Raw genomic sequence first — 13,678 nt, 5'->3', positions numbered from 1 at the left:
ATCCCACGTCCTACTGTTTCATCATATCTCAAGTCTTCCCCAGTTCTGCCTGCGATATCTCCAGAGCAGAAGGGACATCCTCACCAGCCAGTCCGCGATCATGACCGACCATACATAATGGATCTCGGCTTTAAAAACAGTCGCGAGCAAAGCCGCGACCGGCAGCCGGATAAACCACATACCTGCAACCGTGGAGAACATGATGAACCCGGTGTCCCCCGCTCCGCGGAGCGATCCGGCAAGCACCATGGTTATGGCGAGCGGTATCTGTGCGAATGCCACGATCTTCATATACAGAATACCATATTTGATAACTTCAGGGTCGCTCGTGAATGCCTTGAGCAGTGCGTAGGGAAAGAAAAAGAACACCAGGCCCATCCCTGCCATCAGCACAACGGCAAGGCGGTTGGCTTCATATGCGGAGAGACGGGCATGCTCCGGCTTGCCGGCCCCGAGGTTCTGGCCCACCATGGTTGTAGCCGCGACGGCAATGCCAAAGCCGGGCATAAACGAAAAAGCCTCGATGGCCATACCAACCTGGTGCGCGGCATACACAGTGGTCCCGTAAAGCAGAATTACCTTGGCGAAAACCAGTGAACCCGCGTTCTGGAGCAGACGGTCGATAAAGATAGGATACCCCAGTTTGAACGTCATGGCCGTGTATTTCATCTCCAGAGTCCTGCTGCCGATTATGTATTGCTTGCGCAAAGAGCGGCCAAGGAGGAATATTGCGCCCATGCCCTCGGAGATCGCGATGGCGATGGCCGCGCCTTTGACCCCGAGTTTTGGAAGCCCGAGATATCCGTAGATCAGCGGATAGGCCACCGCCACATGCAGGATGTTTACGATCAGGGTCGCATACAACGGCGTTTTCGTATCCCCGGTCCCGTGCATGATCCCGGCGAGCACGTTGATCGAGATCGTGAAAATACTAAAAGTAAAGATGATGCTCGTGTAATCAAGCAGGATGCTCTGCACCTCATTATTTGCGCCGAGCATCGACGCTACCGGTCCGCCGAACGAAAGCCCGAGCAGCATCATGAGCAGCGCCGCCCCTACTGCAAGCAGCATGGCCTGGAACGCCGCCTTTGCCGCGTCCCCTTTCCTTCCCGCGCCCCATAATTGAGATACCTGGACCGTGACACCCACGTTGATGCCCCAGGACAAGCTCATGAGCACAAAGACCATGATCTGCGCAATGCCTACCGCGGCAATGGAAGATGCCCCCAGTCCGCCGACGAGAAAGATGTCCACGATCCCGACGGAACGCTGGAGCAGGCTGGAGAGCACTACGGGCAATGCGAGTGAAAAGACCTGTTGTCGGATGTTTGGTTGCATGATGGCTTATACGAAACCACTACTTCGTACAATAATTTAGAAAAAGCCGGTTCTCTATCTGAAGTTTGACCGCTATCGCGAGGTTTCCCCATAGTGATACATTAATTGATTGTACTTGTAAAGCGATTCTTGATACTGTCCGAAATGTTGATCTGTTTTATTGAAGTTGATTGCTTTTGTGGCGATATGAAGCGGCAGGTTGAAGAGTTTAAATGAGTATCCCCTCATTCGCTTCAAAGATCGGATCGAGACCGAGGAGAGACTTCACGCCTCTTTCATGCCCGAAGGTATTGGGAGATACAGCTCCTGGATATGTATGCAGAGGCCAGACTCCAGCGCCGCTTCCTTGACTTGCGGCCATTCCGCCTGCCTCGACTGGCTTGACACTCGACTGGCATTACCTTGCCTTTTTACCGGAAGTGTGATACTTTTTTAACGTAATGTCTTACGTCTCGCGGGATACTCGTTGTTGCGTTTTCAATTATGATGCGGGCTGGCTTTTTCAGGGCCAGGCATTCTCGGCTCTGCACAAACTCGCCCAAGAGGAGAAATCAAGTATGGTAAGCCAAGTACTGAAGACCATCAGCCTTTGCATCGCTCTTATATTTTTCATGTCATGCAGCAGCGGAAGTAAGGGGAATGACGCAACCCCCGCTCCAACCCCCGCGACAACCACCAACCTCGGGACGGGATTGATCGTAACAACAGCGGGTCAGATCCAGGGTAAGGTTTCCGGCGGGATCGGCAGTTATCTCGGGATACCCTATGCCGCGCCCCCAACGGGAAATCTGCGCTGGAAGCCGCCGCAGGCAGTTACTTCCTGGCCTTCCATCCGGCCGGCTATGGCGTACGGCAACCCCTGTCCCCAACACATCGACGCTCAACTCAACGACCTGAGCGGCGGCGGCACCATTGACGAGGATTGCCTGTATCTCAATGTCTGGACACCTGCGACATCTGTGTCCGATGCGCTGCCGGTGATGGTCTGGATCCATGGGGGCGGCCTGATCATGGGCTCCGGGGCGTACAGCGCCAACATCGGAGAGAATCTCGCGCGGAGTCAAAATATCGTAGTCGTGACGATCAATTACCGTCTCGGCATGCTCGGGTTCTTCGCAAATTCCGAGTTGGATGCCGAGGACCCCGATCACGTGTCAGGCAATTACGGTTTTAAGGACCAGATTTACGCACTCCGCTGGGTACGCGATAATATCAGCTCGTTCGGCGGCGACCCTGGAAATGTGACCATCTTTGGAGAGTCCGCGGGAGCATTGAGTGTGCACATACTCATGGTCTCTCCGCTCGCCGGAGGTCTTTTTCATCGGGCCATCGCCGAGAGCGGAACCCCGCTGGAAAAATTGCGCGGCCTAATTGGTATCGAGGCGATCGGGGACCAGTTCGCGTTAAAATTCGGCTTCTCGGGACCCGGAGTCGTGGCCAACCTTCGCGCGAAGACCTGGCAAGAGATATTGGCCCAGGATAATTCAGGAGTGATAGCCCCGGGAGACCAGATTGCCAAGCTTATTGCCATTGATGGCAAGCTGCTTACCGACACACCCGCAAACCTTTACATACAAGGAAAGGAAGCTGCGGTGCCGCTGCTCATGGGCACAAACCAGGACGAGGGCTCGCTGTACGTTCAGAAGGCTCAAGACGCAGGTTGGTGGACAGATCCATCAACCGCCTATTCCAGTCTGGTTTCGGAATTGACCCAGGTTTACGGGGATGCCTCATGTACCAACATTCTTAATGAATACGTGATCAACAATCTTAGCACCGTTGAGGTTATAAAGAATGCGTACGAAAATATTCTTACGGATGGAACTTTTATTGCGCCGACCCGCAGGACCGTTCGCGCGCACACGGCTGCAAATAACGCTGCTTACCTCTATCATTTCACGCGCAAACCGCCGATTCTCCAACAACCCTGGGCTTCCCTGGGCTCCTATCACGGCCTCGAGGTGTTTTACGTTTTTGGGACCTTCCCTGCCTATCTGGGCTTTGCTACCGAGGACTCCGATCTTTCCGCGGCAATGATGGGCTACTGGTCGAGAATGGCACTGTCGGGAACCCCGAACGGAACAGGAGCTATTGTTGCCTGGCCGCTGTATGATGACGTGACTGATCAGCACCTTGTCCTTGATTCAACGATCAGCACAGACTTCGGCCTGCGACAGAGCTACTGCGCTTTTTGGGACACCATTCCATAAGAATCATCGATAATCGTTAGCATACTAGGCGTTGAAACTACTAAACCGGGAAAGGAGAAAACGTATGAAAAGAAGGATGATATTATCTCGCACCAGCATCAGATTATTTACTGTAATCGTCGCACTATTTTGTTTGAGTCTATATGCCGGTACGGGCGTATCTGCGGAAAATAAAGGCCCCTGTGCGGATGATGTGGCAAAGTTTTGCAAAGACGTCAAGCCGAGCGAAGGAGCAATCGCGAATTGTTTGAAGGAACATGCAAGCGAATTGTCAGCCGGATGCAAGGAAACCCTTGCCGCAGCAAAGCAAAAGGTGCAGGATTTTACTGAAGCGTGTAAAAATGACATGTCCAAATTCTGCAAGGATGTCAAACCCGGGGGCGGCCGGATACTGCAGTGTCTCAAAGGACATGAAAATGAACTGTCCCCGGAATGCAAAGCAAAAATGACTTCAGCAAAGTAACCTCATGAGACAACGGATGCACGCCTGCAACAAGGCGGGCATTTACTCATTCGCAGCCCTCGCCGTGTTCACGATAGAACCTTATGGCGATTCACATCACCGTTATTTCCTCTACAGGGAACGCCCGAAGTCCATCCGAGCTCGAAATCTGCCCCTCCTCCTTTTCCGGTTCGTGGCATTAATGCGGGATATAGCTCGTCAAGGATTGCGCCACGTTGTTGTTCGCGTCCATCACGAAAACCGTCCAAACATAGGGTGTCCATGCCGTAAGAGATGCAGGAACCCCTTGTTGAGCGTCAAGGTTAAACTGTCTCGTCGTAACAGAACTCGGCATGCCGATCACGTTCTGGGGATAAAGCCAGTACCAGCTGTCAGTGAGCGGTAAAACCTCAAGAGCATAGGTATAGGAAGCCGGGGGCGAAGCGGGCGGGTCCCAAGCAAACGTGGGAACGGTACTCGAGGGGTTCGACTGAACGCTCAGGTTTTGCGCAAAATTATCATTGTTCAGCACCGTGGTCACTGCTGCGGACAGGATTTCCGAGGAGCCGTCCGAATAGGACACCCTGTATTGATAGAGATCGCCCGCAGCCGGTATGGCTGTTCCCGTCACACCGCTCTTGACCCACGCGGCAAATGCCAGGGGATTGATCAAGGAAGGTCTCATGATGTCCAGGGGAACCGGCACATTCGCCCCGGAGTAGAGAATGACATTCACCGGCCGCTTCTTATTGCCGTCAACTTCGAACTTCAAACTGTAATATTCATTCAAATCCGTGCCTGTCAGCCAATGGTAATGATTGGTATTTACATAGGCGGCGGCGTTCTGGTCCTGCAACGTTGTGTCCCAGGAGACGTCGGCATTGTTCACGTCAAGGAGCTGGTAAGCGCTTTTGACGCCGATGCTCAGATCTCCTGCATCGAGAAATCCGTCGTTGTTCATGTCGACCACGGCAAAGGACTGATAAGCGCCGTTCGGCACTCCGGAAACACTGTAGGGTTGAGACGTTGACGGTGAATCCATCCTCGTAAAATAAAAATGGCTGCTGTCATAGACGCCCACATATAGAGGGCCGGTGGTTGTAGAGGGCATCGTAACCGTGCCCGATATCGTGTTTGCTCCGGCCCCGGCGCCGATCGTCACCGGGCCGATCACGGCTGAGGACACGCTTTCAAACGTACCGACCATCGAGGATATCAGGTACGAGTATGTGCCGTTGGGGATCGACTGAAAGTATAGCTGCCGGCCGTACGCAGGGACGACCATGCTTGCTGTCGGAGAGCCCGCGTTCGGCCCCCAGTAAATTTTGTAAGCCGTTGCGGTCTCCTTGCGGTTTGCGTCATAATTGCCGACCCAGGCGATGATCGCCGATTGATTGCCGGGATTGATGGTGAGGCCCACGGGAGTTGTCGGCATCACGATGGTGTCGCTCAATATGACGTCCAAACCGGTCAGGTTATCGGCCACGGTCAGCGGCGTCAGCGTACCGTACGGGTCTGTCGCGTTTCGCGTCCCTGTTCCGAGAACATCCATCTCTGCGTTCAGGGTGTAGGTCCCCGCTGGAACGCCGCGGATCGTGTACGTTCCCGCTGAAGCAATGCTGGTTCCGCGGCCAGTCGGTTGCCCCCCCTGCCAGAGGCCGACGTAGACCCCCGTATTCGGTCCGCTGTATGTTCCGCCGTAGGTAACGAAACCCGAGATGCTGTATGAAGTCATGGTCGACGCGGAAACAAAGTTGCTCAGTGTCATAGTGTTGATCAGGGTAAATGTTTCGTTGGTGCTGAGGACGATTGTCTGGTCTGCCGGAGTAAACGTGTAGCCTGTCAGGGATGGGGTGACCGAATAGGTCCCTGCCGAAAACGTTGTCCATTGAAAATCACCTTTGGCATCCGTTATTCTAACCGTGCTGGTTTCCGCGCTGCTGAAAGCTATCGTGACGCCCTCAGGCCACGCTCCGCTTACAGTGCCGGAGACAATGAACTCCGGGAATCCCGGGGAAAAAGGCGGTGTACCGTTCCCTCCTCCTTTGCAGCCAGCCAGGGCAGCCGCAAAGACACACGGCACAATCAAAACCAAAAAGAACTTCCGAAACGGAGTCATACGGTTCTCACCTTGTTTTGACATTTCCATCCGCCGTCTCATAATAGAAACTGCTTTCGGGCACGCACATGGTCTCCCAATTTCGTCAATAACCCAGCGGTTCTGAGAGCGAATCCGGTTCCCCGATAGAGCTGTTCGGGAAGGATAACTCAGGAGTTACATCAATTCTCTTTTGAGAAAAATCAGCAATCCGGCCGAAACCGGAAAAGATCACGGGAACCATGACCAGACTTCAACCATGAAGAATCTCACCATGGGTTTCGAGAACGCCACGCTCAGGGGCTTCCATCCGCCCTTTATCTTTGCATCACCGGTCATTTCGGGCCAAAGCTCATGGTTGGCGTTCGGAATTTCCGTGATGACACGGATGACCTTTGAACTGGAGGCGTCGTTTTGATTCTGAAGGGCCGCTGTCGGAGCGATCAGCACTACGGTCCCATAAAAAAACCGGGTAGGATAGGCCTGCGGCCGTACTTTTACCGTGGAACCAACCTTCACCTCGCCGATATCGAATTCGGGAATCTGTATTTCCGCCTGGATAGTATCTTTGTTTTCGTACTCGGCAAAGAGGTCCCCCTCCTTGAGAAACTGTCCGACCTTCCTTTCCACGTACGGGGTAACGACCCTTCCGGAAATGGGAGCGATCAGTTGGGTCGACTGGAGGTTTTCCTCATAGAACTTGACCTTGGCCTGCAGGTCGCGGACGGTGGCCTTCTGCGCATCCACTTCCTCAGGATGCGGCCAGTCCTTGACCGATTGCAGGTTCGCCTTTGCAACTTCCAGGTTTTGTTTATCCACGTCGGCCTTGCCCTGGGAGTTTTCATATTCTTCCTGGGATACGGCGCCCTCGCGGAAAAGGGCCCGGAGGCGGACCTCCTCTTTTCTGCTGTATTCTGCATGCGTTTTCGCGCTTTCCATCTGCTGTTCCGCCTTCTTGATGTCCGCAGGAAGCCGGCCTCCCTCGAGCAGTTTCAAGTCATAGCGGGCCTTGTCAAGATCCGCCTGCGCGGCATCAAGATTTTTTTTGTGGGCATAGGTATCGATGATCGCCTGTACGTCTCCCTTCTTGACCTGGCTGTTTTCCCTGACCAGGACTCCCTTCACTTCTCCGGCCACTTTTGTGTGAAGTTCGATGTGCTCCTGGGGAAGGAGCTTGAAAGGTCCGCCGACCTCGTAGGGATACGGGCATAACAGTACCGCGACCGTCGCGACGATCCAGAATGCAACGAGCTGAGTTTTGCCGAGTTTTTTAAAGTGCGGGTATTTTATATTGGAAATCCACTGTAACATTTTGCTCTCCCTTATTAGCGCGAAAATTCCTGTTCTGTATTTTATTGAGATCAGGCCGAGAAAAAATAAAGCCCCCAATCCGGCCCACGAGTTAATGAGCATCTTCCCCCCGTAATAGGCAACAACGGCGAGACAGGGCAAGGTCAGCAGGGAGGTGAGTGTCCCGAAGGAGACGAGCGTCCGTTTTTCCTTCAGGGTCAACGGTTCAGGGAGCGGCTTGCGCAGCGCCCACACCTGAAACTGCTTTACCGCGCGGCGTCTGAAATTGGGTATCTGCAGCCAGTTCGCGAGCATGTAATACCCTTCATTCGGCCAAAAAACATTCAGTCTTACCACTAAATCGATCGTGCTGAGAAAGGCGACTGACAAACCGAACATTCGCAGAAACACGCCGGGGGCGGCCAGTTTCCAGAGCAGAATTCCAAGGCTTCCGGTAATGACGGAGCAAAAGGCCGGAGAAAAAAGTATCCAGTTCCGCTGCGATTTTTCACGCAATTCCAATATTTCGCTGATACAGTAAAACCGGGGCATGATATCGTAGACAATCCATATTCCAAACTCTGACGGATTATTCCCGAAATGCGTGCCGGTGACGCCGCGCGCAATTTCCTGGGGGAAATTGACGAAGAGATACATAATGATGAACATCTGTATAAGCCTGAGAGGCATCACGAGCAGTTTCAGGTCCTTAAGAACGACGTCCCAGTTGAAGAAAACAATGCCCGCGGCCAGAATAAAAAGCGCAATGACGGCATATCCGAAAGAACGTGTGTAGCACCACTTCAAGCGTTTATACAACCAGATCGAGGCTTTTTCAGGATTGAATAATCTCCAGCGGGTCCACGCCTCAGCGGGCGTTGACTGGAATTTTTCCCAGACGGAAGGCTTTTCGGAATCATTGTGTGGAATCAGTCCGCATTGTCCCAGGTGCCGGACAAACGCCTCCAGCTGTTCCATGTCCAGGTTTGCAGCATAGCGCGCTTCAAACCGGGACCGCAGTTCCTGAAGCCCGACGCCGTCGCGTATTTGCTCGAACAGAAAACACTCTCTGTCACGCAGCGTATACATCTCGCCTGATGCGAGGGCTTTCACCAGGCAATACGGAACACCCACGCGGTCGGTGCTTTTTATGATTTCCAAATCTGGAATTGATGTCGATGTCGTCATGGCCGATGCACGGTGATCAGAGTTTCGTTTCCATCGTGCCCATCAGGTACCGAAGTTGGGCACGCGCGTTGTGAGCATCATACAGGTCCTGGATATATAGTGAGCGGGACTTCGACAATTGGTCCTCGGCGTCCAGTACGTCGGTTGACGTTTTCCTTCCCTGATCGAACCCGATCTGGGTAATCCTCAGGTTTTCTTCCGACCGCGCGATCGCCTCATTGTCTATTTCCATCCTTGTGTCCGCTTCCTCAATGAGAAAGAAGCTGCTTCTCACCTCGTCTGCTATCTGGTTCTCGAGCAGGGTTACGGTAAATTCCATCTGTCGCTCATACGCCCTGGCGGCGGCGACCTTGTTCTTTGTGCCTCCCCATTGCCAGATCGGCCAATCCAGATTGACCATCACCGACCATGCGTTGGGCGGAAGCGTCTGCTGGCCCGTCTGCACGCTGTATTCAGTGGTCAGGTTGATATTCGGGTAGTAATCCGCCTCAGCTACGTTTCGTTGATACAAAGCGGTCGTTTTTTTTACCCGCGCCGAACAGAGGGCCTTATTATTCGACTTTGCGACCGCATTCGCATCCGCCCTGTTCACGGTAACCGGTTGAGGTTTATCGAAGTGGACCGGCTGAACGGGCTGGTCGAGTGGGCGGTTCACGATCAGATTTAACTTTCCTTCGGCAACCGAAACGTCATTGGTCGCCTTCACGAGTTGTCCCTCGGCGTGGGAGACCTCGACTTTCACCTTGAGCACATCAATATATGCCACTCGTCCGTGCTTGAATAATTTTTCCACGTCAGACAGGTTGGCGGCAAGCGTGTTCCTGTGCTGCTCAGCTGAATTTTTCAGGTCTTCCGCCTTCAGGAGCTGGGAATACGCCTTTTCCACATTGAGCAGAGTGTCCTGGATCGTCTGTTTTTCGTCCCAGCGGGACTCCGTGGACTTCGATTCATCTTCCTTGTAGGAGTAATAGATTCTCCCACCCTGAAAAATCGGCTGCTGCAGCTTGACCCCGCCGCTGTAGAACGCATTATCCGTCAGGGGGATGACGACATCAGAGGACGGTATGGGGCCGAATACAAATAAACCATAGCTGCCCCCCGGAACATAGATGGCTTGTTCGTTGTTATAATAGGACCCTCTTCCCGTCAGGCTCAAGACCGGCAGGAATTTCGTAAAGCTTTCCTGGTACAGAAATTCCGATTGTCTCGTCTTTTCCTGTGATATCTTGATGTCAAGGTTGGCCTGAAGGGCCTCTTCCCTTGCCTCCTGGAGCGAGAGTGCGTAGACCGGCGCCCGTCCGAGGACAAATGAGGCCGTCAGCACAAGAGAGATGATCATTTTTTTATGAAAGGATGTCACCATAGTTTGTTCTAACCTGGAAAAGCCGAGAAACCTATAACCACAGAGCTGAAACAGAACTCAAATGACCGGAGGAAATAAAAAGCAAGTGCCTCGCAAGTGCCTCGTGCCTCGTAAAATATCACAAATAAGCTCCTAACGTCAAGCACCAGAATTCAATGTCGAACCGTATCGAACATTGAACCGTGAAATGGATATGTTTTATTCTTCATGCTCTTTCTGTTTCTGCCATTACGAAATGGTCTTCTGCGGCTGATTCCCCCTTTTTATCAGAATTTCACGCGCATTCACGATTATGGATGAAATGCTCAAACAACCGGAACTCGGAAACCACAAGCGATTTTATTCTACGCTCAAAAAGAACGCACCCCATTCCGTGTCGCGCTCTCCCCCCTCGGGGTTCAGTTGTATGCCGAACAGATACCCGTCGTCCGTCTTGCACTTCTCGGTTCTCACGATCCTTCCCTTGAGGGTAAGCTCCTTTTTGGAGTCCGGATCCAGGACAATGGACAGGTTCACTGCGCGGTCGATTGTCTCTTTCGGACTCTCCACCAGCAGACCGTGCTGCGAGACGTTTATGATCCAGGCGCTGTGGACGTTGCCCGAATCATCCCACAGCCTGACCGGGAAACTGGTGGAAACCCTTTGTATCTTTCTGCGGCCCCGTGCATCATCCCCGCACGAAACCGGCTTTTCGCCCCCGGGGACATCGGCGGCCAGCTTGAGCGCTAAGCGATATTCCTCGATCGCTTCCAGATACCGCTCCTGCATTACAAATTTTTCCGCCGCTTCGCTGACCGTTACCGCTATCTTGAGCGCCGAACGGTATTCCTCGACGGCCTCGCGAAAACGCTTCTGCACGGTGTACACCGCGCCGAGGCCGGCGCGGGCAGCCGCCAACAGAGGGTTGACGCCGAGCGATTTCCAGTAATGCGCAACCGCCATCTCATACTGGTTGAGCGCGAAATAGAGATTGCCGAGGTAATAATACGTGTCCGCGGATTTTGAATTGAGGATCGTGGCGACCCGCAACTCCAGAAGCGCCTCCGGAAACTGTTTCAGAGCGAGAAATACCTGACCAGCCTTCTGGTGAGCCTCATCCAGCCTGGGGTTGACATTCACGGCCTCCCGGTATTCGGCGAGAGCGCGCGGATACTTGCGGCGGGATAAATAGATATCGCCCAGGAGAATATGAGAGCGGGCCGAAGTAGGATTGAGTTTGAGCGCGGTTTCCACTTCGTGGAGGGCCTCGCCGTCCATCTTCCGTTTCAGGTAAATGTGGGCAAGCTTGAAATGAGCCATGCCCAGTTGAGGATTTGCCTCCAGGGCCAAGCGATAGGACTCCACCGCTTCATCATCCCGGCCCAGCCCCAGGTAGATCTCTCCCAGCATCATATGGACATGGGAGTTCTCCGGGTCTTTCTGCAGCGAGGACCGGTACTGCTCGATCGCCTCCGGGAACCTGCCCAGTTCCCGGTAAACGAACCCCAGCAGGACGTGGGCCTTGGATAGTTTCTGGTCTGCTGCAAGCGCCGCGCTGCAGGCATCGATCGCCTCCTGATACCTGCTCTCCGAGGCGTAGATCTGGCCGCACGTCAGATGCGCAAGGGCCGACCTGGGGTTGTGGCGCAACGCGGCCGTGCATTCTTCGAGCGCTTTTTCGTACAGGCCTTCCTTGAGGTAGGCCTGGGCCGCGAGCAGAAGGGCCTGGTCGCCCAGCGCCTGTTTTCTTATTTTCGGGACAAATTTATTCATGTTACACCGCGCCGTTTTTTTTTGCCTGCACGAGCTTGAAAAGCTCCTGCTCGACGCTCTTCAGTATGTCGTCATGGAGGCGCGTTCTCAGGGGATCGGGCACCTCGACGTCCGCGTCAGCGCGCCTGTCGCCGTTGTGCTTCTCTCCGTTGAACCTGGCACACGTCCGGTCGACGATCTCATACAGCTCGGGGATATGGTGCTCCTCCAGTCTGGCAAGCCCTTCCTCGTGGACAAGGAACTCCACCAATACCTCGACGAGCGCCTCCGGCGCCGCCTGCTTGTCTTTCAGATTAAGGTAAGCCCGCTTATGGATCTCCGGGAAGATCTTCGGATAGGTTTCGCGGAACCCTTGCGGGACCGTCACCGGACGGTTGTCCAGCTTGATTGTGATCTTTCCCGACGATTCATGCTCGATCTGCTTGTCCAGTCCCGGAAGAAAATCATGGACCGATTCGCGATACCTGACAAACTGGATGACAAGCTCCTTCACCCGCCCCATCAGATAGGGTGCACGCTGATGGGCATTCGTGAAGATCTCCGCCATGGCATCACACGCTTCCCGGTCGAGCTTCAGACCGGGGCCGAGGTTGAGCAGCTTTTCGAGCGGCTCCTCCTTCTGCGGGAAATTGAACGGCCTGTTGGCCAGGGAAATGAACCCCAACATGCGCTCCTTGAAACACCCCCAGGAAAACAGCCGCTCGTATAGTTCGCGGAAGCCCTGCATCAGCTCGACGCGGGTCATGAGCTTGGGGATCGTGTTGTTGAACAGCCGCTGGGTCGACTTGTCCGCGATGCTGAACGCATCGATCACCCTGCCTTCTCCGCGCAGCCTTCTCCACAGCCGGGTCCCGATCGGCGCATTCAGCATGTGCATCGAAATCGACGGCAGGTACGCATCGCTGATGAAATTGTACTGCATGTCGAAGATCGTCTTGTCGTCGTGGTCAAACCCGACGATCATCGCACCGCGAACCACGATGCCGTAGGACAGCACCTTATGCAGCTCCGTGACCAGGTCCCCCCTCAGGTTCCCGAACTTGCCGGTCTCTCTCAGGGACTCCTTGTTCGGCGATTCGATCCCGATGAGTACCTGATAAAAGTTCGCGTCGGCGAGGAGCGCGAGCAGCTCATCGTCCCGGGCGACGTCGATGCTGAGCTGCGTCATGAACCGGAGCGGCGCGGGAAACGCGTTGTTCATGGGGATCAGGGAACGCAGGACCTTTTTCGCCCACTCGTGGTCGATCGTAAAATTGTCATCGTTGAAAGATATGCTTTTCACGCCCAGCCGCTGCAGAGCGCGCACTTCCTCCAGTATCCGGTCCACAGACTTGTGCCTCTGGCGCAGCCCGTTCAGGTAGACCACGTCGCAAAACTCGCAGTCGTTCGGACAGCCGCGGGTCGTTTGAACCGTGCCCATCGCGTACCGCTTCACATCGGTCACGACACTGTCCCATTTCGGCATGGGGCTGATCGCGATGTCGGGCCGCTCGATCTGCCGGTATTCCGTGCGCTGGCTGCCCGCCGACCACTCTCGCAGGAACCGGGGCCAGGTCAGTTCCGCCTCGCCGATGAACAGAACGTTGAAATGGCTGCGGCACTTATCCGGGTTTGACGTGACGCCCGGTCCGCCGACGACGACGAGACATCCCTTCTCGCGGAAATAGTTCCCTATTTCCAGGGCGCGCCCCAGGTTCGCGCTGTGGCTGGTGACGCCCACCAGATCGTAGGTACGCTCAAGGACGCTCTCATCGATCCTGCCGCGCACGAGTTCGTCCCAGATGTCAACCTGGAATCCTTCAGGGATCAGGGCGGCCACGGTTGCCAACCCGAGCGGCAGGTAGTCGGCCTTGACGTCAATGTCCTCTTCGCTCGCGACCCATCGGATCTCGAGTCGATAATTCGGATTGACCAGCAGTATATTCTTCATAGATCTCCTCTGATCGCTTTGTATACCCAATACTTCCGGCAAACCAGGACTGGAACCCGCTTCGCCG

At 54.4% G+C, this 13,678-nt stretch carries 8 protein-coding genes; 2 read left to right on the top strand and 6 right to left on the bottom strand.

What is annotated here, in order from left to right; all coding sequences use genetic code 11:
- Positions 1–21: 21 nt before the first annotated feature.
- Positions 22–1,338 carry an MATE family efflux transporter gene (locus tag M0R70_09475; GenBank protein MCK9419594.1) on the bottom strand — a complete coding sequence of 439 codons (1,317 nt, stop codon included), beginning with the start codon at positions 1,336–1,338 and terminating at the stop codon, positions 22–24.
- Positions 1,339–1,895: 557 nt separating this feature from the next.
- Here M0R70_09475 and M0R70_09470 point away from each other — a divergent pair.
- Together M0R70_09470 and M0R70_09465 are read left to right on the top strand one after the other, a co-directional pair.
- Positions 1,896–3,548, top strand: coding sequence for a carboxylesterase family protein (locus tag M0R70_09470; GenBank protein MCK9419593.1), 1,653 nt, complete (start codon positions 1,896–1,898; stop codon positions 3,546–3,548).
- A gap of 64 nt (positions 3,549–3,612) precedes the next feature.
- Complete coding sequence (locus M0R70_09465) at positions 3,613–4,011, top strand: cysteine rich repeat-containing protein (protein ID MCK9419592.1); 399 nt, start codon at positions 3,613–3,615, stop codon at positions 4,009–4,011.
- A gap of 178 nt (positions 4,012–4,189) precedes the next feature.
- Here M0R70_09465 and M0R70_09460 read toward each other — a convergent pair whose 3' ends face one another.
- The 5 genes from M0R70_09460 to M0R70_09440 form a co-directional block, all read right to left on the bottom strand.
- On the bottom strand, positions 4,190–6,109 hold the full coding sequence (locus M0R70_09460) for a carboxypeptidase-like regulatory domain-containing protein (protein MCK9419591.1): 1,920 nt from the start codon (positions 6,107–6,109) through the stop codon (positions 4,190–4,192).
- A 210-nt stretch (positions 6,110–6,319) separates the two neighbouring features.
- Positions 6,320–8,539 carry an efflux RND transporter periplasmic adaptor subunit gene (locus M0R70_09455; protein ID MCK9419590.1) on the bottom strand — a complete coding sequence of 740 codons (2,220 nt, stop codon included), beginning with the start codon at positions 8,537–8,539 and terminating at the stop codon, positions 6,320–6,322.
- A 43-nt stretch (positions 8,540–8,582) separates the two neighbouring features.
- Positions 8,583–9,929 (bottom strand): TolC family protein, encoded by a 1,347-nt coding sequence (locus M0R70_09450; GenBank protein ID MCK9419589.1) that lies wholly within the window; start codon positions 9,927–9,929, stop codon positions 8,583–8,585.
- A 339-nt stretch (positions 9,930–10,268) separates the two neighbouring features.
- Entirely contained in the window at positions 10,269–11,681 is a 1,413-nt protein-coding gene (locus M0R70_09445) for a tetratricopeptide repeat protein (protein ID MCK9419588.1), read from the bottom strand.
- Between the two features lies 1 nt (position 11,682).
- Positions 11,683–13,611 carry a B12-binding domain-containing radical SAM protein gene (locus tag M0R70_09440; GenBank protein MCK9419587.1) on the bottom strand — a complete coding sequence of 643 codons (1,929 nt, stop codon included), beginning with the start codon at positions 13,609–13,611 and terminating at the stop codon, positions 11,683–11,685.
- Positions 13,612–13,678: the final 67 nt, after the last annotated feature.

Source organism: Nitrospirota bacterium (genome assembly GCA_023229435.1).
In the GTDB taxonomy this organism is placed as follows: domain Bacteria; phylum Nitrospirota; class UBA9217; order UBA9217; family UBA9217; genus JALNZF01.
The sequence above is the reverse complement of the archived record's forward strand: the minus strand, read 5'-3'. Positions and strand labels throughout refer to the sequence as shown.

Coding starts and splice junctions, on each gene's coding strand:
- M0R70_09470 (MCK9419593.1), top strand. CDS start 1,896: ATGGTAAGCCAAGTACTGAAGACCATCAGCCTTTGCATCGCTCTTATA.
- M0R70_09465 (MCK9419592.1), top strand. CDS start 3,613: ATGAAAAGAAGGATGATATTATCTCGCACCAGCATCAGATTATTTACT.
- M0R70_09475 (MCK9419594.1), bottom strand. CDS start 1,338: ATGCAACCAAACATCCGACAACAGGTCTTTTCACTCGCATTGCCCGTA.
- M0R70_09440 (MCK9419587.1), bottom strand. CDS start 13,611: ATGAAGAATATACTGCTGGTCAATCCGAATTATCGACTCGAGATCCGA.
- M0R70_09450 (MCK9419589.1), bottom strand. CDS start 9,929: ATGGTGACATCCTTTCATAAAAAAATGATCATCTCTCTTGTGCTGACG.
- M0R70_09460 (MCK9419591.1), bottom strand. CDS start 6,109: ATGACTCCGTTTCGGAAGTTCTTTTTGGTTTTGATTGTGCCGTGTGTC.
- M0R70_09445 (MCK9419588.1), bottom strand. CDS start 11,681: ATGAATAAATTTGTCCCGAAAATAAGAAAACAGGCGCTGGGCGACCAG.